The organism is Mesorhizobium sp. M0698, assembly GCF_040320455.1.
Taxonomy (GTDB): domain Bacteria; phylum Pseudomonadota; class Alphaproteobacteria; order Rhizobiales; family Rhizobiaceae; genus Mesorhizobium.
The window spans coordinates 148,683-172,849 of sequence record NZ_JAMYPQ010000005.1 but is presented as its reverse complement, the minus strand read 5'-3'; the positions used below and the strand labels follow the sequence as shown (position 1 = coordinate 172,849).

At 62.3% G+C, this 24,167-nt stretch carries 23 protein-coding genes; 19 read left to right on the top strand and 4 right to left on the bottom strand.

What is annotated here, in order from left to right; genetic code table 11:
* Positions 1 to 20 precede the first annotated feature (20 nt).
* Together NKI16_RS13880 and NKI16_RS13875 are read right to left on the bottom strand one after the other, a co-directional pair.
* Positions 21 to 698: a uracil-DNA glycosylase gene (locus NKI16_RS13880; protein ID WP_245274739.1), complete on the bottom strand. Its 678-nt coding sequence runs from the start codon at positions 696 to 698 to the stop codon at positions 21 to 23.
* The gene (locus tag NKI16_RS13875) at positions 695 to 1,276 is read right to left on the bottom strand and encodes a LabA-like NYN domain-containing protein (protein WP_023677774.1); all 582 of its coding nucleotides are present in this window, start codon (positions 1,274 to 1,276) and stop codon (positions 695 to 697) included. Before NKI16_RS13875 ends, NKI16_RS13880 begins: the two co-directional genes overlap by 4 nt.
* A gap of 278 nt (positions 1,277 to 1,554) precedes the next feature.
* Here NKI16_RS13875 and rpoZ point away from each other — a divergent pair, with 278 nt between their 5' ends.
* From rpoZ to era, 9 genes are all read left to right on the top strand, one after another.
* Complete coding sequence (gene rpoZ / locus NKI16_RS13870) at positions 1,555 to 1,956, top strand: DNA-directed RNA polymerase subunit omega (protein ID WP_023677773.1); 402 nt, start codon at positions 1,555 to 1,557, stop codon at positions 1,954 to 1,956.
* 111 nt (positions 1,957 to 2,067) lie between these two features.
* A complete protein-coding gene (locus tag NKI16_RS13865) occupies positions 2,068 to 4,296 on the top strand; it encodes a RelA/SpoT family protein (protein ID WP_352622544.1) in 2,229 nt (742 codons plus the stop codon).
* Between the two features lie 95 nt (positions 4,297 to 4,391).
* Positions 4,392 to 4,970, top strand: coding sequence for an orotate phosphoribosyltransferase (pyrE, locus tag NKI16_RS13860; RefSeq protein WP_352449004.1), 579 nt, complete (start codon positions 4,392 to 4,394; stop codon positions 4,968 to 4,970).
* A 13-nt stretch (positions 4,971 to 4,983) separates the two neighbouring features.
* Positions 4,984 to 5,364 carry a VOC family protein gene (locus tag NKI16_RS13855; protein ID WP_023677770.1) on the top strand — a complete coding sequence of 127 codons (381 nt, stop codon included), beginning with the start codon at positions 4,984 to 4,986 and terminating at the stop codon, positions 5,362 to 5,364.
* A gap of 230 nt (positions 5,365 to 5,594) precedes the next feature.
* Entirely contained in the window at positions 5,595 to 6,176 is a 582-nt protein-coding gene (locus NKI16_RS13850; RefSeq protein WP_023677769.1) for a DUF2062 domain-containing protein, read from the top strand.
* Positions 6,173 to 6,586 carry a holo-ACP synthase gene (acpS, locus tag NKI16_RS13845; protein WP_023719885.1) on the top strand — a complete coding sequence of 138 codons (414 nt, stop codon included), beginning with the start codon at positions 6,173 to 6,175 and terminating at the stop codon, positions 6,584 to 6,586. Before NKI16_RS13850 ends, acpS begins: the two co-directional genes overlap by 4 nt.
* 77 nt (positions 6,587 to 6,663) lie before the next feature.
* Complete coding sequence (gene lepB, locus NKI16_RS13840) at positions 6,664 to 7,413, top strand: signal peptidase I (RefSeq protein ID WP_352622546.1); 750 nt, start codon at positions 6,664 to 6,666, stop codon at positions 7,411 to 7,413.
* Between the two features lie 4 nt (positions 7,414 to 7,417).
* Positions 7,418 to 8,143: a ribonuclease III gene (gene rnc, locus NKI16_RS13835; protein WP_352471048.1), complete on the top strand. Its 726-nt coding sequence runs from the start codon at positions 7,418 to 7,420 to the stop codon at positions 8,141 to 8,143.
* Positions 8,140 to 9,066 (top strand): GTPase Era, encoded by a 927-nt coding sequence (gene era / locus NKI16_RS13830; protein ID WP_023677765.1) that lies wholly within the window; start codon positions 8,140 to 8,142, stop codon positions 9,064 to 9,066. The genes rnc and era overlap by 4 nt, the downstream gene beginning before the upstream one ends.
* A gap of 103 nt (positions 9,067 to 9,169) precedes the next feature.
* Here era and NKI16_RS13825 read toward each other — a convergent pair whose 3' ends face one another.
* A complete protein-coding gene (locus tag NKI16_RS13825; RefSeq protein WP_352782835.1) occupies positions 9,170 to 9,607 on the bottom strand; it encodes a CPBP family intramembrane glutamic endopeptidase in 438 nt (145 codons plus the stop codon).
* Positions 9,608 to 9,967: 360 nt separating this feature from the next.
* Here NKI16_RS13825 and NKI16_RS13820 point away from each other — a divergent pair, with 360 nt between their 5' ends.
* The 10 genes from NKI16_RS13820 to NKI16_RS13775 all read left to right on the top strand — a co-directional run bounded on the left by NKI16_RS13820 (position 9,968) and on the right by NKI16_RS13775 (position 21,874).
* Complete coding sequence (locus tag NKI16_RS13820) at positions 9,968 to 10,672, top strand: antitoxin Xre/MbcA/ParS-like domain-containing protein (protein WP_352622548.1); 705 nt, start codon at positions 9,968 to 9,970, stop codon at positions 10,670 to 10,672.
* Positions 10,673 to 11,033: 361 nt separating this feature from the next.
* A complete protein-coding gene (locus NKI16_RS13815) occupies positions 11,034 to 12,122 on the top strand; it encodes a porin (protein ID WP_352622550.1) in 1,089 nt (362 codons plus the stop codon).
* Between the two features lie 115 nt (positions 12,123 to 12,237).
* Positions 12,238 to 13,026 (top strand): DNA repair protein RecO, encoded by a 789-nt coding sequence (gene recO, locus NKI16_RS13810; protein WP_352622552.1) that lies wholly within the window; start codon positions 12,238 to 12,240, stop codon positions 13,024 to 13,026.
* The gene (locus tag NKI16_RS13805) at positions 13,023 to 13,298 is read left to right on the top strand and encodes a PaaI family thioesterase (RefSeq protein WP_023677761.1); all 276 of its coding nucleotides are present in this window, start codon (positions 13,023 to 13,025) and stop codon (positions 13,296 to 13,298) included. Before recO ends, NKI16_RS13805 begins: the two co-directional genes overlap by 4 nt.
* Positions 13,299 to 13,382: 84 nt before the next feature.
* Positions 13,383 to 16,082 (top strand): DUF2339 domain-containing protein, encoded by a 2,700-nt coding sequence (locus NKI16_RS13800; protein ID WP_352622554.1) that lies wholly within the window; start codon positions 13,383 to 13,385, stop codon positions 16,080 to 16,082.
* A gap of 1,411 nt (positions 16,083 to 17,493) precedes the next feature.
* On the top strand, positions 17,494 to 18,012 hold the full coding sequence (locus tag NKI16_RS13795; protein ID WP_352622556.1) for a sigma-70 family RNA polymerase sigma factor: 519 nt from the start codon (positions 17,494 to 17,496) through the stop codon (positions 18,010 to 18,012).
* Positions 18,009 to 18,803, top strand: a complete 795-nt coding sequence (locus tag NKI16_RS13790) for an anti-sigma factor family protein (protein WP_352569633.1) — start codon at positions 18,009 to 18,011, stop codon at positions 18,801 to 18,803. The genes NKI16_RS13795 and NKI16_RS13790 overlap by 4 nt, the downstream gene beginning before the upstream one ends.
* A gap of 209 nt (positions 18,804 to 19,012) precedes the next feature.
* The gene (locus tag NKI16_RS13785; protein WP_023677756.1) at positions 19,013 to 20,119 is read left to right on the top strand and encodes a peptidase C39 family protein; all 1,107 of its coding nucleotides are present in this window, start codon (positions 19,013 to 19,015) and stop codon (positions 20,117 to 20,119) included.
* On the top strand, positions 20,116 to 21,579 hold the full coding sequence (locus NKI16_RS13780) for a RimK family ATP-grasp domain-containing protein (protein ID WP_023677755.1): 1,464 nt from the start codon (positions 20,116 to 20,118) through the stop codon (positions 21,577 to 21,579). The genes NKI16_RS13785 and NKI16_RS13780 overlap by 4 nt, the downstream gene beginning before the upstream one ends.
* Before the next feature lie 22 nt (positions 21,580 to 21,601).
* On the top strand, positions 21,602 to 21,874 hold the full coding sequence (locus NKI16_RS13775) for a DUF3303 domain-containing protein (protein WP_023719871.1): 273 nt from the start codon (positions 21,602 to 21,604) through the stop codon (positions 21,872 to 21,874).
* Positions 21,875 to 22,003: 129 nt separating this feature from the next.
* Here the strand turns inward: NKI16_RS13775 and NKI16_RS13770 are convergent, their stop codons facing one another.
* Entirely contained in the window at positions 22,004 to 24,142 is a 2,139-nt protein-coding gene (locus NKI16_RS13770; protein ID WP_023677754.1) for a putative bifunctional diguanylate cyclase/phosphodiesterase, read from the bottom strand.
* Between the last annotated feature and the right edge of the window lie 25 nt (positions 24,143 to 24,167).

Sequence of the window (24,167 nt, the reverse complement as noted above, 5' to 3'; positions counted from 1 at the left end):
CTGGCGGGCGTCGCCCGACTCTATGTCTTCAGAAAAGCTTCTATCTGACTGAAGACGTTGACGAACATCGCTTCCGTCAACACGCCGGTATTGGTGTTGTAGCGCGAGCAATGATAGCTGGAAAACAGCGTGATGCCATTGGCCTGCTGCTGCCCACCATGCCGGAACGGATAGGCTGCAACGCGTTGGCCGAGCGCCCGCACGGTCGACTGGTGCGCGATCGAGCCAAGCGCCAGCACAGCGCGCAGATTTGGAAATCGCGCGATCGTCGGCACCAGGAACGTCCGGCAGGTCGCTATCTCGGCGCCAACCGGCTTGTTGTCCGGCGGCACGCAGCGCACCGCATTGGTAATCGCCGTACCGACAAGCTCCAGCCCGTCATCCGGTCGCGCTTTGAATTCGCCGCGCGCAAAGCCGTGCGCGATCAGCGTGTTGTAGAGCAGGTCGCCGGCAAAATCGCCGGTGAAGGGGCGCCCCGTCCGGTTCGCCCCGCGCAGTCCAGGCGCCAGCCCGACGATCAGCAGACGCACTGCATCCTCGCCTTCCGGCGGCAAAAAGGTCGGCACCGGCGCGTTGAACCAGGACGGCTCGCGCCGTCGCCACTCGGCGATGAAGTCGTGCAACCGCGGGCAGAGCGGGCAATCGCGATCGGGTTCGGGGGAGACGACCAGGGGCGCGGTCAAGGCAACGACCGTCAATAGTCTTCCTCGTCGACTTCGGCCGGTTCGGGCCGGCGCACCGGCCGCTCCGACGGATCGCGGCCGACTTCATTCTTAAGCGTCATCAAGTCGATGAAATGGTCGGCCTGGCGGCGCAGATCGTCGGAGATCATCGGCGGCTGCGAAGCCATGGTCGAGACGATCGACACCTTGCGCCCGCGCCGCTGCAGCGCCTCGACCAGCGTGCGGAAATCGCCGTCGCCCGAAAAGATGACATAATGGTCGACGACATCGGCAAGCTCGAGCGCATCGACGGTCAGCTCGATATCCATATTGCCCTTAATCTTGCGCCGGCCGGTCGAGTCGGTGAATTCCTTGGCCGGTTTGGTCACCACCTTGAAGCCGTTATAGTCGAGCCAGTCGATCAGCGGCCGTATCGAGGAGTATTCCTGATCCTCGACCAGCGCGGTGTAGTAATAAGCGCGCAGCAGATAGCCGCGTTTCTGGAAGCTCGCCAGAAGTTTGCGGTAATCGATGTCAAAGCCCAGCGCGCGCGAGGTGGCGTAGAGATTGGCACCGTCGATAAAGAGAGCGATTTTTTCACGAGGATCGAACATGGAAAATGTCCTTTTTCGAAATAAGCGGTCGTCTAAATGCGTGGCGACTATCGGCCGGTCTGATAATAGACCTGTTGGCCTTCATCGTTCGAGATAACGCCAGTTTTACGGCAATCCAAGGCACCATGCCGCACCGCAAGCAATTGTGATCGGCGCTGTGTCGTCGCAGGCGGCCCGCGTCAGAGCTGCGCACCGCCATAAAAGCTTGTATTTTGGCGGCGTTCGGGTTATGGACCGCGCCTGTTTTCCATCAAATCCAGGCATGAAAGGGGCAACTCATGGCCCGCGTAACCGTTGAAGATTGCATCGACAAGGTCGACAACCGCTTCGAGCTGGTGCTCTTGGCCGGCCACCGCGCCCGTCAGATCAGCCAGGGCGCGCAGATCACCGTACCGCGCGACAACGACAAGAACCCGGTCGTTGCGCTCCGCGAAATCGCCGAAGAGACGCTGTCGCCGGACGACCTCAAGGAAGATCTCATCCATTCGCTGCAGAAGCATGTCGAGGTCGATGAGCCGGAAGCCGATGGCGAGGCGATTGCCGACCAGACCGGCAGCGCCGTTGCAGCCACCGATGCCGACGACGCCGAGGACAACGTCACCTTCGATCGCATGACCGAAGAAGACCTGTTGGCCGGCATCGAAGGCCTGGTGCCGCCGGAAAAAAGCGACGATTATTGATCTTAGCGACAACTGCCGACACTTTCGCGTCGGCAGTTTCGTGGCTATCTATGACATGCGCCGTACGCCAGTGCGGCGCATGATTCATTTCAGCATTGCGAGATCCCGCCCATGATGCGTCAGTATGAGCTTGTCGAGCGCGTGCAGCGCTACAAGCCTGACGTCAACGAGGCGCTGCTCAACAAGGCCTATGTTTACGCCATGCAGAAGCATGGCCACCAGAAACGCGCCTCCGGCGACCCGTATTTCTCGCATCCGCTCGAAGTCGCCGCCATCCTCACCGAAATGCACATGGACGAGGCGACGATCGCCGTTGCCTTGCTGCACGACACGATCGAGGACACCACGGCGACCAGGGCCGAGATCGACGAATTGTTCGGCCCGGAAATGGGCAAGCTGGTCGAGGGCCTGACCAAGCTGAAGAAGCTCGACCTCGTCTCGAAGAAGGCCGAGCAGGCGGAGAACCTGCGCAAGCTGTTGCTGGCGATCTCGGAAGACGTGCGCGTGCTTCTGGTCAAGCTCGCCGACCGCCTGCACAATATGCGCACGCTCGACCATGTGCCGGAAGCCAAGCGCCTGCGCATCGCCGAAGAGACGATGGACATCTACGCGCCGCTGGCCGGCCGCATGGGCATGCAAGGCATGCGCGAGGAGCTGGAGGAGATTGCCTTCCGCTTCATCAATCCGGAAGCCTACCGCGCCGTCACCGCACGGCTGGCCGAAATCTTCGAGCGCAACAAGGGCGTGCTGTCGGAGATCGAGAAGGCGCTCTCCACGTTGTTCGACAAATATTCGATCAAGGCCGAGGTCAAGAGCCGGCAGAAGAAGCCGTGGTCGGTATTCCGCAAGATGGAGGCCAAGGCGCTGTCGTTCGAGCAACTGTCCGACATCTTCGGCTTTCGCGTCGTTGTCGATACCGTCGAGGACTGTTACCGCGCGCTCGGCGCCATCCACACCACCTGGTCGATGGTGCCCGGCCGCTTCAAAGATTACATCTCGACGCCGAAGCAGAACGACTACCGCTCGATCCACACCACCATCGTCGGCCCGTCGCGCCAGCGCGTCGAACTGCAGATCCGCACCTATCAAATGAACAAGATCGCCGAATACGGCGTCGCGGCTCATTCGATCTATAAGGATACCGGTGGCAAGATGAATGGTGCCGCCCATGCGATCTCGAAGGAAACCAATGCCTATGCCTGGCTGCGGCGCACCATCGAGCAGCTTGCCGAAGGCGACAATCCCGAGGACTTCCTCGAAAACACCAAGCTGGAACTGTTTCAGGACCAGGTATTCTGCTTCACGCCGAAGGGCATGCTGATCGCGCTGCCGCGCGGCGCCACGCCGATCGACTTTGCCTATGCCGTCCACACCGACGTCGGCGACACTTGCGTCGGCGCCAAGGTCAATGGCCGCATCATGCCGCTGATGACGGAGCTGAAGAACGGCGACGAGGTCGAGATCATCCGCTCGAAGGCGCAGGTCCCGCCGGCGGCGTGGGAATCGGTGGTCGTTACCGGCAAGGCACGCTCGGCCATCCGCCGCGCCACCAAGAACGCCATTCGCAAGCAATATTCGGGTCTCGGTATCCGCATTCTGGAGCGCGCCTTCGAACGCTCTGGCAAGACCTTCACCAAGGAAAGCCTGAAGCCGGTGCTGCACCGGCTGGCGCGCAAGGACATCGAGGATGTACTGGCCGCGGTCGGCCGAGGCGAACTTGCCTCCACCGATGTCATGAAGGCGGTGTTTCCCGACTACAAGGACGAGCGTGTCACGCTGGTCGCGCCCAAGCAGCGCGAGGAGGGCTGGTCGAAGATCCGCAACGCCGCCGGCATGCTGTTCCAGATTCCGGGCCGCGCCGCACGCAAGGACAAGAACCAGCCGCGCGACGACGCGGTGCCGATCCGCGGCGTGCGCGGCGATCTGCCGGTGCGCTTCGCGCCGGAGGGGGCAGTGCCAGGCGATCGCATCGTCGGCATCGTGCAGCCGGGAACCGGTATCACCATCTATCCGATCCAGTCGCCGGCGCTGCAGGCCTTTGACGACCAGCCCGAGCGCTGGATCGACGTGCGCTGGGATATTGACGAGCGCACCAAGGAGCGGTTCCCGGCGCGCGTCTCGGTCACCGCCATCAACGCGCCGGGTTCGCTGGCCGACATTGCACAGGTCGTCGCATCCAACGACGCCAATATCCACACTCTGTCGATGGTGCGCACCGCGCCCGATTTCACCGAAATGCTGATCGATCTTGAAGTGTGGGACCTCAAGCACTTGAACCGGCTGCTGTCGCAGCTAAAGGACAATTCGAGCGTCAGCGATGCAAGGCGCGTGAATGGGTGAATAGTGAATAGTGAATAGTGAATAGTGAATAGTGAAAGAGGGTGCTCTCACTACCCTACTACCATTCACCATTCACCATGGACATGGAGTGAACGATGAACACCGATGAAGTGCTGGGCATTTTCCGCGAGGCCGGCGCCGTTCTCGAAGGGCATTTCATCCTGACGTCGGGCCTGCGCAGCCCGGTCTTCCTGCAGAAGGCGCGCGTTTTCATGCATGCCGACAAGACCGAGCGCTTGTGCAAGGCGCTCGCCGAAAAGATCCGCACTGGCGTGCCCGGCAGGATCGACTACGTCGTCGGCCCGGCGATCGGCGGGCTGATCCCGGCCTATGAGACCTCGCGCCATCTTGGTGCGCCGGCGATCTGGGTCGAGCGGGAAGGGGGCGAATTCAGGCTGCGCCGCTTCGAGATCGCCAAGGGATCGCGCGTCGTCATTGTCGAGGACATCGTCACCACCGGCCTGTCGATCCGCGAGACCATCGACTGCCTGCGCGGCCTTGGCGCCGAAGTCGTTGCCGCCGCATGCATCATCGACCGCTCGGCCGGCAAGACCGATGTCGGCGTGCCGCTGATCGCGCTCGCCGAATATGAAGTTCCGGCCTATCCAGCCGACATGCTGCCGCCCGAGCTCGCCGCCATACCGGCGATCAAGCCGGGCAGCCGCAATATATGACTGAGGCGCTGCCATGATTGCCGGCATCGATCATTTCGTGCTGACAGTTCGTTCGGTGGACGATACCTGCGCCTTCTATCAGCGGGTGCTTGGCTTCAAGCGCCTCGACGAGCCGGACCGACCAACGGCGCTGCTGTTTGGAACGCAGAAGATCAATGTGCATGAGGTCGGGCGTACCTTCGAGCCGAAGGCCAAGGCGCCGACGCCGGGCTCCGGAGATTTCTGCTTGATTGCTGCCCGGCCGCTCGCCGAGATATGTGCCAACCTCGCCGCCAATGGTGTGGTGATAGAGGTCGGCCCGGTCGAGCGTGTCGGCGCCCGGGGCGCGATGATGTCGGTCTATTTCCGCGATCCGGACGGCAACCTCGTCGAGGTCAGCGAATATCGATCCTAAGTGACGCTCCTTAAATTCGCCGCGATCATGCCCTGTTCAGAACGGCGATACCCAAGGCTGGCGCGACCGGCCACCGAGCGGATGCCCTCGGCCTCGTTGTTCTTCGGCCAGCGCATCGCTATATCAAAGTCGTAGTTGCTTTTCGGCGACCGCAGAGCGCAGCATAGGCTGTCGCGCCTGGCTGGAAAGGCCGGCGTGAAGCCATCGATGGAACTAGGAACAGGAACAGAGTGCTTTTTCGACGGCGCAAGCCTGATGGTTTTTTCGAGCGGGTGCGTACTTATTTGTGGCCGCGCCGCTCGTTCTCGCGCTCGCTGCGGTATTTCTCCAAACGCATCCTGCGGCTTAGGGCCACGCCGCATGCCGTGGCCGCCGGTGTTGCGGCGGGCGTATTCGCGTCGTTTTTCCCGCTTGGCTTTCACTTCATCATTGCTGCCATCCTGTGCTGGCTGATCGCCGGCAATCTGGTCGCGGCAGCACTCGGCACGGTCTTCGGCAACCCCCTGACCTTTCCGCTGCTATGGGCCGCCTCCTGGGAGGTCGGCAAGCTGATCCTGCATGAACACCTACCGGCGCATGGCCCGCCCGCGCATCTCGGCGACATGCTGCATAATCTTTCCTTTGCGCAATTGTGGGGACCGGTGCTGAAGCCGATGACGATCGGCGCAATACCGCTCGGCCTGGTTTTCGGCCTGCTGTTTTACGGTATCACCCGCTGGGGCATGGTCACCTTCCACGAGCAGCGCCGCAAGCGGCTGGCCGAAAGAGCGGCAAAGGCTGGAAAAACCGGGCCGGAAGTTCCTGCCGAATGATTATCGGTATCGGCAGCGACCTCATCGACATCAGACGCATCGAGAAGTCGCTGGAACGCCATGGCCAACGCTTCATCCAGCGCATCTACACCGAGATCGAACAGGCGCGCTCCGAAAACCGCGCGGCGCGTGCGGCCTCCTACGCCAAGCGTTTCGCTGCCAAGGAAGCCTGCGCCAAGGCATTGGGTACCGGTCTGGCGCAGGGTGTGTTCTGGCGCGACATGGGGGTCGTCAACCTGGCCAGCGGCAAGCCGACCATGGCGCTGACCAATGGGGCGGCAGCGCGGCTGGACGAAATTCTGCCTGAAGGGCACCGCGCGGTGATCCACCTCACCATCACCGATGATTTTCCGCTCGCTCAAGCCTTTGTGATCATTGAAGCGTTGCCGGTCGAAGAAGCGCCACATTGATTGCATCTGACCACCGGCATGACGTTGCCCAGCGCGCGCCGAGACTCTATACCATCCAACGCACAATCGAGGACGACATGAGCGTGGCTGAAAAAACCCAGAAGAAATCCGGCGGACTTGGCGAAACCGTCAGCGTCATAGTCCAGGCCCTGCTGCTTGCGCTGGTCATCCGCACGCTCCTGTTCCAGCCGTTCTCGATCCCGTCCGGGTCGATGCGGCCGACTTTGCTCGAAGGCGACTATCTCTTCGTCACCAAGTGGTCCTACGGCTTCTCCCGCTATTCACTGCCGTTCGGGCCGAACATCTTTTCGGGCCGCATCTGGGGCTCAGAGCCGAAGCGCGGCGACGTGGTGGTGTTCAAGTTTCCGCCGGATCCTTCTGTCGATTATATCAAGCGCGTCGTCGGCCTGCCGGGCGACAAGATCCAGGTCAAGGATGGCCAGCTCTTCATCAACGACGTGGGCGTGCCGCGCGTCAAGGTCGGGCAGATCGACAACCGCGACGTCACCGAGGAGAACAGGCCGGTCGATGTCTATCGCGAGACGCTGCCGAACGGCATCAGCTACGACACGCTCGACCTGACGCAGGCTTCGATCGGCGACAATACCAAAGAGTTCAAGGTGCCGCCCGGTCACTATTTCATGATGGGCGACAATCGCGACAACTCGTCGGACAGCCGCTTCACCGTCGGGTTCGTGCCGGACGAGAATTTGGTCGGCCGCGCCAACCTCATTTTCTTCTCGATCGGCGGCAGCGCCAGCCCGCTCGAAATCTGGAAATGGCCGTCACTGATGCGCGCCTCGCGCCTGTTCCATTTCGTCAATTAGGGCCATGGCGGCGACGAAACGGCTGACCGCCGATGCGCTCGCCGAGGCGCTCAGGGAGCGCACCGGCCACAGTTTTGGCGACCATCAGCGCCTGCAGCGGGCGCTGACCCATGCCAGTGCTCGCGGCAGTCACGCCGGCGTCGACTACGAACGTTTCGAATTCCTGGGCGACCGCGTTCTCGGCCTTGTCGTTGCCGATATGCTGCTGGCGGCATTTCCCGACGCCGCCGAGGGTGAGCTGTCGCTGAGATTGAACGCTCTGGTCAACGCTGAAGCCCTGGCGGAAATTGCCGAGGAGATCGGCCTGCCGGAACTTATTCGCGCCGGTTCGGACGTACGCGGCCTCGACGGGCGCAAGCGCGTCAATCTGCGCGCCGATGCATTGGAATCGCTGATCGCCGTGCTCTATCTCGACGGAGGGTTGGAAGCGGCCCGTGCCTTCATCCACAGATATTGGCAGCCGCGCTCGCAAGCCATTGACGCCGCCCGTCGCGATGCGAAAACCGAACTCCAGGAATGGGCGCATCAGGCGGCAGGCGCAGTGCCGGTTTACATAATCGACAGCCGCGAGGGACCGGACCACGATCCGCTGTTCACCGTTAGTGTCAAGGTTGGCGCCTATCCGCCGGCGACCGGCAGCGGGCGCTCCAAGCGCGAGGCGGAGCAGGCTGCAGCCGCGGCACTTCTGCAGCGGGAAGGCGTCTGGCTCGATCAAGGGAGTGCCGCATGACCGCCACCGAAGCTCCGGCAACAGAAGCTCCCGCTACCCGCTCCGGCTTCGTCGCGCTGATCGGCGCGCCCAATGCGGGGAAATCGACGCTGGTCAACCAATTGGTCGGCGCCAAGGTGTCGATCGTGACGCACAAGGTGCAGACCACGCGCGCTATCGTGCGCGGCATTGCCACCCACAACAACGCGCAGATCGTCTTCGTCGACACGCCGGGCATATTCAAGCCGAAGCGCCGGCTGGACACCGCGATGGTGACCACAGCGTGGGGCGGTGCCAAGGACGCCGATATCGTGCTGCTCTTGATCGATGCCGAGCGCGGCATCCGGGGCGATGCCGACGCCATCCTCGAGCGGCTGAAGGATGTCCGGCAGCCGATGGTGTTGATCCTCAACAAGGTCGATCGGGTCAAGCACGAGACGTTGCTGGCATTGTCGGCGGCAGCCAACGAAAGGGTGCCGTTCAAGCGCACCTTCATGGTTTCGGCGCTGACCGGGTCCGGCTGCAAGGACCTGCTCGACTATCTCGCCGAGACCTTGCCGGCCGGCCCCTGGTACTATCCGGAGGACCAGATCTCCGACCTGCCGATGCGCCAGCTCGCGGCCGAGATCACCCGCGAAAAGCTCTATCTCAGGCTGCATCAGGAACTGCCTTATTCCTCCCACATCGAGACCGAGAAATGGGAAGAGAAGAAGGACGGCTCGGTGCGCATCGACCAGACAATCTATGTCGAGCGTGACAGCCAGAAGAAGATCGTGCTCGGCCATAAGGGCGAGACGATCCGCGCCATCGGCCAGGCCGCGCGCATGGAAATCGCAGGCATACTCGAGCAGAAGGTGCACCTCTTCCTGTTCGTCAAGGTGCGCGAGAACTGGGGCGACGATCCCGAGCGCTACCGTGAAATGGGGCTCGAATTTCCGCACTGAGCCTGTTTGGGCGATCCGCAGAGCGGCCTGTTGGCCGCCTCAGGATTGCCCAAGTGCCAGCGACACGCCGTCGGCAAGATGTTCTGCGTCAGAGGCGCCGTGATTAAACGGCGCCAGCAAGCTGCGTTGCCGACCTGCGGGCGAAGCTCTCGGTGCCGTAGACGGCAACGATGGCGACCGCAGCCACCGCCCAGATCGCAACACCGATCCATTGCTGCTGCACATGGTCGGCGTCGATGAACACCTTGCCCAGGAAGCGTACGCTGTTCTGATGGGTGACATGCATCAGAATGGCGAGAAGCACGCTACCGGTGTTCTGATAGAGCCAGGTAAATACCACTGCCGCTAGCACAACGTTGACTGTGCCATAGACGCTGAGATCGCCGACCAGGCCGAGCGGAAAATGCCAGATCGCCCGGATAGCGCCGAGGATCAGACTTCCGGCCAGCGCCGAATGCTTGGCTAGCAGACGCGGTGTCGCAAAGCCGCGCCATCCCGGCTCTTCGCCAAGCGGGCCGCTGAAGACCGCATAAAGCGCGATGATCGGCAGTATCTCAATGACAGCTGGAATGTTGCTCCAGGCCCAGAGGTCGCCGGGGTGCCTGATCGGTCGACTTGCATCTTGAACAGCCGCCGAATCATTCGGGAGGCTATGCGCCGACCACGTCGGTCGACCCGTTCCTTATTGGTACCGGCGCGACGGGAAATCCTGAGCGGGTTCTGAGAAATTTCCGATATTTCATGCAAAATCGGCCAGTAGATCGAATGGAACTCCTGCCGATACTGCGACCGTGCGTGGTTCCCGTTTGTCGTCTCTCCGTCATACACCCTGCCTATAGGCTGTGCGAAAGACCCGCTTCCGAGCAAACCGGATCCGGCAGGCAAACAGCCAGATCAGGACATGACCGGGACTTGGAATCGCATCGACCCCATCCGTCAGATCGAGTTTGCAAGCGCCGTCGCTGTTGAGATCGAGCGCGTGCTGGCGCGGCAAGGCAAGGTGACGAACAGCGATGCGGTCGTTGCAGCGGGCAGGGTCGCCGGCGCCGTTGCCGCCGCCGTGGCTTTGCTTGCGCCGACCGACATCAGTGCGATCGACACCATGCAGGAAAGATTACCCGGCATGGCGTCGCGTTTCGTGCGGATATTGGCAGCCGAAGCTGCGGAACGCCGTGCCCGGACGCATCTGTCGACGGCGCACGAAGGCCAAGGGGCAGACATCCAACGCCTGGCCGGAACGGGCGACCTCGACTCGATGCGGGTCGAGGACTGGGCCGGTCGGGTCGCCGGGTCGACGTTCCTGCAGCAAAATCTCGACATATCGCGCTCGACCCTGCATCGCTGGCAGCGGAGCGGCACGGTCGTTGCGTTGCGCACCGGTGGCCGCAAACATGTATTTCCCCTGGCCCAGTTCATCGACGGCAGGCCGGCGTCGGGTATCAAGGAAGTGTTATCCGCGATGCCCGATCCACGGCATGCCTGGTCGTGGCTGATCGGCCCCGCGCCCGGCCTCGCCGGACGTATTCCCATTGAAATGCTCAAACGGGATCTGGTGGCGGAAGTCGTTCTTGCCGCACAGAACGCAGCGATGGCGAAGTCGCCTTGACCTCGCTGCCAACGTTAGAAGTCTATTCCAAAAAAGAACACGTAGAAGGAATGTATGTCGGATTCGTATCGGTTTGCCGGCTAATGGCATAAGTATATTTTTGTACAATTGTGACAGTGTCTCGTTTGTGCCGGGGGCAAATGTGAAGGAAATATAAAGTGATATTTGTGCAACATGAATTTATTCTGCTATACAAACATTGATTATTTTCGGAATCGTCATTGAGACTGGAATGCGGATGAGTATGTTCGCCGCCTGAAGAGGGGGTGCGGTGCGCGCCTTTTTCGACGTGGGTGAGGCGTTCAGCCGTTCAACCCATGAATCCAAAGCCATTTTTAACTTTGACTGGAGAGGTCAGAAAATGAATATCAAGAGCCTTCTTCTCGGCTCAGCCGCGGCATTCGTCGCGGTCTCCGGTGCGCGCGCCGCCGACGCTGTTGTGGTCGCCGAGCCGGAACCCGCCGAATACGTCAAGATTTGCGACGTCTACGGCGCCGGCTACTACTACGTCCCCGGCACCGAAATCTGCCTGCGCATCGGCGGCTATGTCCGCTATGACGCCAGCTTCGGCGACGCCGGCCGCGTTTTCGATGGCGCGACGACACATGACCTTTTGGACGGTGACGAGCAGCAGACCTGGAACAAGAATGCCCGCTTCAATCTGAAGACGTGGACCGGCCAGGAGACCGAGTTCGGCACGTTGAAGACCTATACCGAGACCCGTTTCAACTTCGGCAACACCAAACACACCGTGAGCGGTGTTGATTTCAGCGTGCAGGACAACAAGGCGGTTACCCTGAACTTCGCCTGGATCCAGCTTGGAGGTTTCCGCGTCGGTAAGGATGAAACTGTCTATGATTCGTTCATCGGTTACGCCGGCAACGTCGTCCAGGACACTATCATTCCTTACGGCACCAAGGACACCAACCTGATCAGTTACTATTTCGACGGCGGTAATGGCTTTACGGCAGTCGCCTCGGTCGAAACGGGCTCCGGCGCTGACCAGTCGATCGACAGCTACGTTCCGTTTGTCGTCGGCGGCGTGAAATACAAGGGCGACTGGGGTGCGATCACTGCGGTCGGCGCCTATAACAGCACGTCAGAAGAATGGGCCGGCAAAGCTCGCCTCGACGTCAAGCCGATTACTGACCTGACCCTGTTCGTGATGGCGGGCTACGGCAGCGACGACAACGTCGCGAAGAACTTCTACAAGCCGTGGACTGGCAACTTTGCCGTCTGGGGCGGCGGCAGCTATGCCGTCAACAAGAAGACCTCTTTGAACGCCCAGGTCTCCTATACCGACGACCAAGACTTCGCCGTTGCGGCCAACGTCGCCTACACCATCGTTCCTGGTTACACGATCACCGCCGAAGTCGATTATTACGACAATTTCGATGCCGACGATGCCGACGCAATCGGCGGCATCTTCCGCTTCCAGCGCTCGTTCTGATCAACGACGATCTCGAAAAAACGGCCCGTAGCGATACGCTACGGCCCGTTTTGGTTTGGCGGCGGATACGTCGCTCATCTTGATTTCGCCATCCAACCGGTGACAAGCTCTCGTCATGGAATGGCGCGACGAGGGAATCATTCTCGGCACCCGCAAGCATGGCGAAACCAGCGCCATTCTCGAGGTGATGACGCGCGCGCATGGCCGCCATCTCGGTCTCGTGCGCGGCGGCCGTTCGCGCAAACAGCAGCCTGTCTTGCAGCCCGGCAATCGCGTCGACCTGTTGTGGCGGGCGCGGCTCGACGAGCATCTCGGCACCTTCCAGGTCGAGGCCATCGAGATGAACGCCGCCCGGCTGATGGACAGCGCCGTTGCCGTCTACGGCCTGCAGACGATGGCCGCGCATTTGCGTCTTCTGCCCGAGCGTGACGCCCATGGCGGCCTTTACGAGACGCTTGCGGTGATGATCGCTCATCTCGACGATGCCGATGCCGCCGGCGAGCTGGTGGCCCGCTTCGAGCTGCTGGTACTCGACGAACTCGGTTTCGGCCTCGATCTCAGCCAGTGTGCGGCGACCGGCACCAGGCAGGACCTTGCCTATGTCTCGCCGAAATCCGGCCGCGCCGTGTCGCGGGCGGCGGGCGCGCCGTGGCGCGATAAGATGCTGGCGCTGCCTGCCTTCCTGCAGCGCGGCTCCGGGCTGCGCGCCGATCCGGCGGCGATCGAGGACGCCTTCCGGCTGACCGGCTTCTTTTTGACCCGCCATGTCTACGAACCGCGCGGCATCGAGCCTCCCGGCGCCCGCGCCGGGTTTCTCGCCGCCTTGCGCAGGCATCATTCACCCGGCCATGAATCCGGCAAGGCAAGCGCCGGGGAAACCGCCACCGGGGAAACCACCAGATGAGCGAAGTTGAACCTGATCCCGAAAACGTTTCGCCGCTCGGCCTTGGCACCATTTCGCAAGTGGGCGAGGCCTATGCGACGGCCGAGTTCAAAGTGAATTTGACGCGGCCGATCACGCCAAGGACGGGCGAGGTGGTGTGCGAGGGCAAAGTGGTGCACAAGGGCCGCACGCTGACGGTTTCGGAAGCGGCGCTGAAGGACGCCAACGGCAAGCTGCTGGCTTTCGGCACCGAAACATGCTCGATCTTTCCGGCCAATCTGGCGGCACGTTGAATGGACCGGCCGTTTGGCCGCCGCATTTGAATGTCACTGAACATTGAATGTCAGTGACAACTGGCCTGGTTTGGGGGAACCGCCATGTTTGAAAGCCTGATTGGCCTCGTCGCCATCATCGCGCTGTTCGTCATCATTTCACGCCAGCAGAGCCGCATCGGCCTGATCGAGCGCGAGCTTGGCGCCTTGCGCAGCCTTGTGCTTTCGGGCACGCCTGCGCTGCCGCCGCAAGCCAAGGAACCGGCTGCAAACGACAGCAAACCGGCGGATGCCGCAATCCCGCTTGCGGCCGCAGCCGACATGGCCGTATCGCCACGGACCGCAGCGGTCGTGTCAGCTACAGAGGCCGATGCCGATACAACGGCGCCGTCCGCGCCGGAGTCGGCGCAACCGGCGACAGCGGCGAAGGCAGCTCGCCAGTCCGACGTCGAAACGGCGCTCGGTACCCGCTGGGCGGTCTGGGTCGGCGGCATCGCGCTGGCGCTGGGTGGCTTGTTTCTGATCCGCTACACCATCGAGGCCGGCATTTTCGGGCCACGCGTGCGGCTTGTCATGGCGGCGGCACTCGGGCTGGTGCTGGTCGCCAGCGGCGAGTTCATCCGGCGCACCGGCTTCAGGGTGCCGGTGCAAGGTGCCGCCGGTGCCTATATCCCGGCGATCCTGACGGCGGCCGGCGCTTTCATCCTGTTCGGTACCGTCTACGCCGCGTACAGTATTTACGGCTTCATCGGCCCGACGCTCGCTTTCACGCTGCTCGGCGCCATCGGGGTGGCGACGATCGCGGCAAGCCTGGTCCACGGTCAGGCGCTGGCCGGCGTCGGCCTGCTCGGTGCCATGGTGACGCCGCTGCTGGTCGCCTCGCAGGCGCCCAATCCGTGGGCGCTGTTTGGCTATCTGGCGATCGTGCTCGCCGCCACCGGCGTCATTGCCCGCATCCGCGACTGGAGGCTTTTGATGGCCGCAGCCTTCGTCGCCACGGGCATCTGGACCATCTTCTACATGACCGACGCGCCGGGGGCGAACCTTGCCGTCATCCTCTTTATCGACGTGGTGACACTGGCCGTGCTCGCCTTCGTCTGGCTTGGCCGCCGCGACGAAGCGGTCGCCGGCAGCGGCTTCGACTGGCCGTCGATCGCGCCGGGCTTCTTCGTCGGCCTTTCGGCGCTGGCCCTGTTTGTCGATCCGGCCTTCGCCGCCATCCGCGGTGCATTGCCGGGGGCCGCCCTTGTCGCAGCCCTGGTGGCGGTGGCGCTCTACCGGCCGCGGGCGCTTGCACTGCTGCACGCCGCCGGGCTGGCGACGGTACTGGTCTATCTCGGCATCATTCCGCCGACCACGATCGCTTCCGATTTTTCGGGTGGCGCTCTTGGCGTCGACGGCATGCCGGTTGTGGCGTCCGATGCCTTGATGCTCAGGGTCGGCATCGCGCTCGGCCTGGTCTTCATCGGCGCCGGCTTTTGGGCGGCGCGCCGTTTTGCGGCCTCTGGCTGGCTGCGCGCCGCCGCATGGGCGGCCTGGAGCGCTGTCGCGCCACTGGTCATCCTGCTGGCGCTCTGGTCTACCTTCGGCAATCTCGACCGAGACCTTGCTTATGCGGCGGTCGCAGCCGTTTTGGTCGGAGTCTTCGTCGCCGGCGGCGAGTGGATAGCGCGCGGCGAAGCGCCGCCGCTAACCGGCGGCACTGCTGTCTCCTTCGCGCTCGGCGGGGCGGCGATTGCCGGCCTGCTGATGCTGCACATGGCCTTTGGGTCCGGCTGGACAACCATCCTGCTCGGAGCAGCCGCCGTTGTGCCAGCGCTGGCGACGCGCTGGCGCAGCTATCCGGTGCTTGGCTGGATTTCCGTTGGTGTGGTGATTGCAGTGCTCGGCCGCGCTGTCTTCGACCCGACCATCGTCGGTGCCGAGTTCCTGTCGAAGACGCCGGTGTTCAACTGGCTGCTGCTTGGATATGGCGTGCCGGCGCTCGCTTTCGGTTTTGCCGCCTGGCAGCTTGCCCGCACCACCAATGGCCGGCCGCGCCTCGCAATGGAGGCCGGCGCCGCGCTGTTCGCCCTGCTCACCGTCGCCATGCTGGTGCGCCATGCCATGCATGGCGGCGTCATCGATACCGCTGCTGCGACGCTTGCCGAACAGGCGATCTACACGCTGATCGCCATCGGTGGCGGTGCCATCCTGGTCGCCATCGACATGCGCTCGCCAAGTTCGGTGCTGCGCTACGGCTCGATTGCAGCGGGCGTGGTCTCGGTCGCGTTCATCGTCCTCCAGCATTTTCTGGCGCTGAACCCGTTGCTGACGGATGAATCGACCGGCAGCATTCCGGTGTTCAACCTTCTGTTGCTCGCCTACCTCTTGCCGGCAGTCGCGACAGGCGCACTGGCGCTCTATACCCGCGACAAGCGGCCGAAATGGTATGCGGCCATGCTGGCGGTTGTGGCGGCGGTGCTCGCCTTCGCCTATGCGACGCTGTCGGTCAGGAGGCTGTTCAAGGGTGAGTTCATCGGCCTGTGGAGCGGCCTCGGCCAGCTCGAGACCTATACCTATTCGGCGCTCTGGCTGGTCATCGGCGTGGTGCTGCTCACCGCCGGTGTCTGGCTGAGGTCGCAGGTGCTGCGCATTGCGTCGGCGGCGCTGATCTCGGTCGCCGTGCTCAAGGTCTTCGTCTTCGACATGTCGGAGCTGGAAGGTGTGTTGCGGGCGCTGTCCTTCATCGGCCTCGGCGCGGTGCTCATCGGCATCGGCTTGTTTTATCAGCGGCTGCTGACAAGGGCCGCGAGGGAGGCCTAAGGGATCAGGGGAGATCGCTGGAGTCACGGCCTTCCTCAATTTTCCAAGGATGCAGAAAAGGCGCTGTCGCCGAAGCTGCCAATCTCCCCACTTGTGGGGGAGATGCCCGGCAGGGCAGAGGGGGGCGCGAAGGAACGCGGCCTCAAAGGCGAACAGGGCGAAGCGAATTCGCATTTTTTGCCGGTCGCAACGTATTTTGTTCTTGCTTTGTGCCGGCAGCTATGGTACTAATTTGGGTATGGTGCCAATTGGCTCCAACGACCCGCCCGCCGAGGCGGGTTTTTGTGTGTGCCGAGCATGATCGACAGCTCGGAGGTGCAAGTCCTCTACCCAGCCTGATGGCGGCGAAGGGTTATCGAAGCACAAGGGCGTCGTCGTGAGGCGGGGTCTGAAGGAAGTGTGGAGCAAAACCGCGACCCGATGGACAAGAACCGGATATGAGGCCTACCCGGCCGGACGAGCGGGCAACTGACCGCGAAGTCCAAGGTCATCAAGGGCCGGGGTGGTAAATCTGGCGGGTGTGCGGGGAAGGCGGTCGATCTTACCTTGGGAGATCTGTGCCGTGTCCGGGATTCCGGACTGGGCCCGCCGTGAGGCGCGCCGATCGCGGTGCAGAAGTCAGCAGAGGGCATAATAGTCGCCGGGCTTGCCGCGGAGGCGAAGGCCCGAACGGTTTGGAAGGACGAGTAGGACGGAGTTCTCGCATTGGCCCATGCGGCGGAAAATCCAGCTGGAGCTGGCCTTCCCTGAAGCCTGAAGTGGGAGCGGGTGAAGCCCGCAACCGTCTCGGGGCAGGGACCGAAGCCGGTGCGGCGAACGCCGTTTCCGAAAGCCCGGCGGCCATGGCTCCTGCCAAAGCCGCATAACCAGCCGAACCGCCCTGTACGGACCCGTATGCTGGGTAGTGTGGGAGGGGAGGAACCGCAAGTTTCACCCATCCCGATTCTGGCTCCTTTCGATCAAACATTGCGTGATCTGCCGATGGCAATGTCGGCGGGACAGCGCCCTGGACAGCGCCCCCTCTGTCCTGCCGGACATCTCCCCCACTTGCGGGGAGATCGCTGTTATTACTGCCTTCGCCAATTTTCCAGGGATGCAGAAAAGGCGCTGTCGCCGAAACCGCCAATCTCCCCCCCTTGCGGCGGCGGGTGTGCGAAGGAACTCGACGGCTCGAGTCTGGATCGCTGCGCCTTCCGGCACGTGCCAAGGCGGGATATCGGGTCTTTGTCGCGTCGCTCGCGATGGGAGGGATTCTGTTTGCCTCTCAATCCTGCCGGGAATAAACCTGCCGCTGGCAGCGTTAATCAGATGCTTGGGTGACCGGGGCGGCGGACCGCTTCGCGCTGGCCGCTTGCGCCGCGCCGCGAAGGCGCGTTCAATCACCACGGACAGGGCTCCAGAACCAGCGGTCATGGACGAAAAGAAGGCAGCAATCCTTGGTGAAATACCGCGTCTGCGCCGCTATGCACGCTCGCTGTTGCGCGACCGCGATTCCGCCGACGATCTCGTCCAGGATTGTCTCGAGCGGGCACTTGTGCGGCTCGACAACTGGCAGACAGGAGAAAGCCCCAGGAGGTGGCTGTTTACGATCATGCATCATTTGTTCATCGACCAGATGCGCAAGGTGAACCGGCGCGGCGAGGCAGCGATGCTGCCGCTCGAGGCGAGCGAGGCGCAGGCAGCACCCGCCGAGCAGGTCGAGAGCATCGCCTCGCGCGAGATCGTCGAGGCTCTGCAGGCGATCAGCCCAGACCGGCGCGCGGCCCTTGTGATGGTCGCCATCGAAGGGTTTTCCTATGCCGAAGCCGCCAACATCCTTGGAGTCCCCGCCGGCACTTTGATGTCGCGCATCGCGCGCGGGCGTGAGGAACTGCGCGCGCTGCTGGATGATACCGCGCGCCGCCGATCGATAAGGATCGTCGAGAAATGAGCCGGCGCGATTTCTCCGAACGCGACATTCACATGGCGCTCGATGGCGAGTTGCCGGGCGACGAGCGGACGGCCTATGAGGCATGGCTCGACGCCAATGCCGAGATGAAGGCCAAGAGCGCACGCTACGCCGCCGACCGGGCAGCATTGCGCGCGGCCTTTAACGGCGTGCTGGACGAACCCGTCCCGGTGCGGCTGAATAAGGTGGTGCTCGGCGAGGCGCCGGTGGTCAGGGCGGCGGCGTCGCGCTCGCGTTGGTGGCTTGCGGCCGCCGCTGCCGCCATGCTGGTGATTGGCGGTGCTGGCGGCTATCTTGCCGGCATCGGCGGCCTCGGCCTGGAAAATACGGCCGAGGACCAGCTTGCCGAAGAGGCGATTGCCGCCCACGTCATCTATGCCGCTGAAAAGCGGCATGCTGTGGAAGTGCCGGCAAGCGACAAGGATCATTTGCAGAACTGGCTGTCTAACCAGGTGGGTTTGAAGCTGGTGGCGCCAGATCTGGCGGCGCAGGGATTCCAACTGGTCGGTGGCCGGCTGCTGCCTGCCGGCCAGGGCAAGGCCGCGATGCTGCTTTACGAGGACGACAAGGGCGAGCGCATATCGCTCTTCGTAATCGCCGAATCGGCGGCCAAGGCCAAGGGCACCTATGGGTCCGAGGAAAATGGTCCTGAGGCCGTCTACTGGCTGGACAAGGGTTATGGCTGCGCCGTCGTCGGATCGCTGCCGCGCGAGCAGCTGGCTGCGGTGGCCAAGAGCGCCTATGGCCAGCTTCTGGCGGGCTTGAAAAGCTGAGCAGGATCTCGTTTTTCCGGGGCCGCGCCGATGCCGAAACACGAAGGTCGTTTCAAAGCCTTTGCGCGACCTGCCTGCCTTAAAAACTGTCACAATTCGGCCCTAATCGAGGTGCGATAGCGCTTGCTGAATGCTGGCGCTTCGGCTGGTGTGACCGATGTTTAGACTAGGGCCGTTTCCACAACCCAATCGAGGTTTTCTGAGCCCGCATGCCTGCCGAGATTCGCAAGGCCCGCGCGTCCGACGTCGATGACCTCGCCGCCATCGAAAAAGCTGTTTTCTCGAGCGACCGCATTTCTCGCCGCTCCTTTCGCCAACTGATCGAACGCGACACCGCCGAACTGCTGGTTGGCGAGAACGATGGTCACGTCGCCGGCTATGCGGTCGTGCTGTTTCGCAAGGGCAGCGGCGTCGCGCGGCTCTATTCGATCGCCGTCGGTCCATTTTTCGGCGGCCGTGGCGTTGGCCGCCTGCTGCTGGAAGAGGCTGAAGCCGCCGCTTTCGAGCACGGCCGCATGATGCTTCGTTTGGAAGTCCGCGAAGACAATCCGCGCGCCATCCAGATTTACGAGCAGAGCGGCTACCGCAAGATCGGCCGTGAACCGGACTATTACGAGGACGGCGCCACGGCGCTGCGCTATGAGAAGACCTTGCGCGGCGACATTCCGGTCGCCACCGAAGTGCCGTTTTATCAGCAGACTTGCGAATTCACCTGCGGACCATGCTGCCTGATGATGGCGATGGCTAACTTCGACCCCGGATTCGTGCCGGATCCGGTGATGGAAATCCGGCTGTGGCGTGAGGCGACGACCGTTTTCATGATGTCGGGGCCGGGCGGCTGCGAGCCGTTCGGGCTTGCCGTCGCCGGCTATGAGAGCGGGCTTGCTGCTGAGATCTATGTGTCCTTCTACGGCGCGCTGTTCCTGCAGTCGGTGCGCAGCGAGGACAAGCGCCGGGTCATGGAGCTGGCGCAGGTCGACTTTCGCCGCCGCGCGGAACTTTACGGCATCCCGGTGAATTACCGTTCATTCGGGCTTGACGACATTCGCACCGCGATCGCAGAGGGAAAACTGGTGCTGGTCCTGATCAGCGGCTTCCTGATGTTCGGCAAGAAGGTTCCGCACTGGGTATTGGCCATCGGTGACGATGGCGATCATATCCTGATCCACGACCCCTGGGTCGAGGACGAGCGGCAGGAGACGATCCTCGATGCTGCCAATATTCCCGTGCCTTACGGCATCTTCATGAACATGGCGCAATTCGGCCGCGACGGATTGCGCGCCGCCATCACTCTCGGAAAGCGCGACAGCCAATGACCTGGGTCATCCTTACCGGCCGGCAGAACGATCTCGACCAGGTGGCGACGCCGCACAAGATCATCACCAATCGCGACTACCTTGCCCATCCGGCACTGTTTCGCGGTCAGCGGCCGAAGGTCATCAACCTGTCGAACAATTATGGCTACCAGAGCCGCGGCTATTACGCGTCGCTGCTTGCTGGTTCGCGCGGCCATAAGGTCATCCCGACGGTCGAAACGATGATCGACCTGTCAGAACGCAAGCTCTATGAGCACGCGTTGCCGGAACTCGAACTCGCACTCAACAAGTGCCGCAAGGACCTGGGTGGCGCTTTTCCGCAGAAGGTCTGCATCTTCTTCGGCATCGGACCATCCAGGATATGGGACCGCTTCGCAAAACTTCTGTTCGACTGGTTCCGTGCCCCGGCGCTCGAGCTCCACATCAGGGACAGCGCCGAATGGGCCTCGATCCGCAAGATTGGCTTCCATCCCCTGGCCAGGATGACCGAGGACGAGGAAACGCACTTTCTCCAGTGCCTGGAGACCTACACTAACCGCGAGTGGCGCGACACCAAGGGCCGCACGCCGGCGCGCTACACTTTCGCAACGCTGGTCGATCCGCATGAGGAACTGCCGCCGTCGGAGATTTCGTCGCTGCGCCACTGGGCCAAGATCGCTGAAAAGATGGGTGTCGAAATCGAGCCGATCACCAAGCGGGATCTGGCCAAGCTCGCCAACTACGACGCGCTGTTCATCCGCGAGACCACTTCGATCTCCAACCACACCTACCGCTTTGCCCGCCGCGCCCAGCAGGAAGGCATGCCGGTCATCGACGATCCGCTGTCGATGATCCGCTGCACCAACAAGGTCTATCTCAACGAGCTGATGACCTACAACAAGGTACCGGTGCCGCCGACGGTGATGATTGCCGGCACCTCGGACCTGGACGTTGCGGCACAGACGCTGGGCTTCCCGCTGGTGCTGAAGATCCCGGACTCCTCGTTTTCGCGCGGCGTCAAGAAATGCGGCACCTTTGAAGAGTTGAAGACGCTCGCAACCGAATGGCTGGAGGATTCCGACCTCCTGATCGCGCAAAAATTCATTCCGACGGAATATGACTGGCGTGTCGGTGTCCTCGGCGGCCAGCCCTTGTTTGCCGTTCATTATCTGATGGCCAAGAAACATTGGCAGATCGTCAATCATAAGGCCAACGGCAAGCCCGACCAGGGCGGCATCAAGACCTTCACCCTGAAGGAAGCACCGGCCCATGTCGTCGAGACGGCGGTGAGCGCGGCGCGCTGCATTGGCGACGGCCTCTACGGCGTCGACCTCAAGGAAACCAGGGACGGCGTCTTCGTCATCGAGGTCAACGACAACCCCAACCTCGACCACGGCTGGGAAGACTCCGGCGAAAAAGACGAGGTCTGGGTGCGGCTGACGCAGTGGTTCCTGGAGCGGCTGGACCGGCCGGGGCGATAATATCCGAACTGAGGGGAAAAAGATGCTGTTCTTCGTAACCGAGGATTTTCGCGGCTGCGACCGCAAGGAGATCTACCGCCGTTTCCGCGACCAGGGCCGCCTGAAGCCGGACGCGCTTCTCGTGCACCACAGCTGGATCGCAGCGGATATGAGCCGCTGCTTCCTGCTGGTGGAGGCCGATGACGTCACGCTCCTGCAGCGGTGGGTCATCGAATGGGCGGATCTGGTCGAATTCGAGATTGTTCCCGTGGCGACGAACAAGGATATGGTGGAGGCATTGAGCGGACATCTCTGACCCGTTGGGAACCTCCTGGTTCGCCACACCTGAATGCCGCCTTCTCCTATCAAGGAATTAACACGCGGATCGAGCGTCATCTCAAGGAGATCTAAGGCGGTTGCCCGCGCTTCCGCGAGACTGTCGCACTTAGCCGGACTGCCGGATCGTCGCGCTCGACTTCAGCAGCCGATTAATGTCCGACGCCTTTGACGGCACCCCGATCAAATAGCCCTGGGCCTCGACACAACCCTCCTTTTGCAGGAATTCAAGCTGCGCTTCGGTCTCGACACCTTCGGCGGTGACGGTGATGCCCAGCTGTGCGCCAAGCCCGATGATGGTGCGCACGATCGCCGCGGTATCGCGACTGTCGATGTCACGGGTGAAAGAGCGATCGATCTTGATCTTGTCGACGGGAAAGCGCCTGAGGTAGCCCAGCGACGAATAGCCGGTGCCGAAATCGTCCAGCGCGATGCGGACGCCCAGATCGCGTAGCTGCCTGAGTGTCTTGAGCACCAGATCGCTCTCGTCCATCAGCACGGTTTCGGTGATTTCCAGTTCAAGCCGGTTGGCCGGCACGCCCGAGAACGCCAGTGCCGAGATAACGCTGCGGGCAAAGGTACCGCTTTTGATCTGCACAGCGGAGACATTGACTGCGATCCGCCAAGCCGCCCAGCCTGCCGCGGTCGTGCAGGCTTTTCGCAGCGCCCATTCTCCAAGCGGCACGATCAGCCCGGTCTCCTCGGCGGCCGGAATGAAGTCGTCCGGCCGTACCAGGCCGCGCACCGGCGAACGCCAGCGCATCAAGGCTTCGGCACCGACGATTTCGCCGGAGGCGATGTTCATGATCGGCTGGAAATCCAGCTCGAATTCCCGGCGCGACAGCGCTGCCCTGAGATCGATTTCGAGCGCCCGGCGTGCCCGCACCATCGCGTCCATGGCTGGTTCGAAGAAGCGGTACAGGTTGCGCCCTTCGCTCTTTGCCCGATAGAGCGCCATATCGGCATTTTTCAGCAAAGTGTCGGCGTCCTTGCCGTCATTCGGAAACAGCGCGATGCCGAGACTGATGCCGACACGCATGTCGTGTCTTTTGTCGCGAAACGGCTTTCCGATGATCTCGACGATGCGTTTGGCCAGCTTTTCCGCGTCGCCCGGGCTTTTGAGATTGAACTGGATGATGACGAATTCGTCGCCGCCGAAGCGGGAGACAACGTCCGTTTCATTGCGCAGGCACCGTTGCAGCCGTTCGGCCACGCATTTCAGCAGCCAGTCGCCGGAAGGATGGCCCCAAGTGTCGTTGACCGCCTTGAAGTGATCGAGGTCGAGCGAGAATATCGCCAGCGATCCGTCTCTCGTCTCACTCAGGGCTTGGTCGAGCCGTTCGCGAAGCATCGAGCGATTGGGCAGGTTCGTCAGTGTGTCGTGGTGCGCAAGATGGGTCATGCGCTCTTCCACACGCCTGCGCTCGGTGACGTCGTCGAACGTCGCGACCCAGCCGCCGCCGCTCATCGGCCGGCGCGCAACCAGCAGCGTCCTGCCGTCAGCGAGATGGCGATGCGTTACGTGTGTTTTCCCCGCCCGCAGGCAGGCTTCGATTTGCGAGATTTCGCTGTCGGGGTCGAGCTTTGTATAAATGCCCAGTTCCAGCAGCCGCTTGAACGCATCATGGTGACTCATGCCAAGCGGGAAGTCGGCCGGCCTGACATGATAAAGTTCCAGGAAACGTTCGTTGCGGACGATCAGCTTGCCATCCGCATCGTACATCAAAAGGCCTTGCGACATGTTGGCAAGTGCCGCGTCGAAACGGCGGTGCTGCTCCTTCAACTCCTGCTCGGCGCGCCGTTGCTCGGTGATGTCCTCGTAGATCGATACCCAACCGCCTGACGCCAGCGGCCGGTGCGAAATGTTGACGATACGCCCGTCTGCAAGCGTTTCCTCATAGGTGGAAGGTTTTGCCTGGTCGATATAGGGCTTGCGGATGGCATAGAGTTGCTCAGCGCTTTGCGAGGCGATGCCGATATCCACGCTGTGCTGGAGGATGTCGAAAAACCGGATGCCGGGCCGCACCACTTCGGCGTCGAGGCGAAAGATGCTGATGTAGTTCCTGTTGCAGATGATCATCCGTTCATCGGCATCGAACATGCACAGGCCATGCGACATGTTCTCGACCGCTGCCGAAAAACGCTCGTTCTGTTCGCGCAGCTCGTCTTCAATAGGTTGCGGCTGACCAACGCCTTTGGCCCTCCGTCGGCGGACGGACGAACCAGCCTTGATACCGGCAACGGGCATGAGGCAAGCCTATGGACCATGGTTA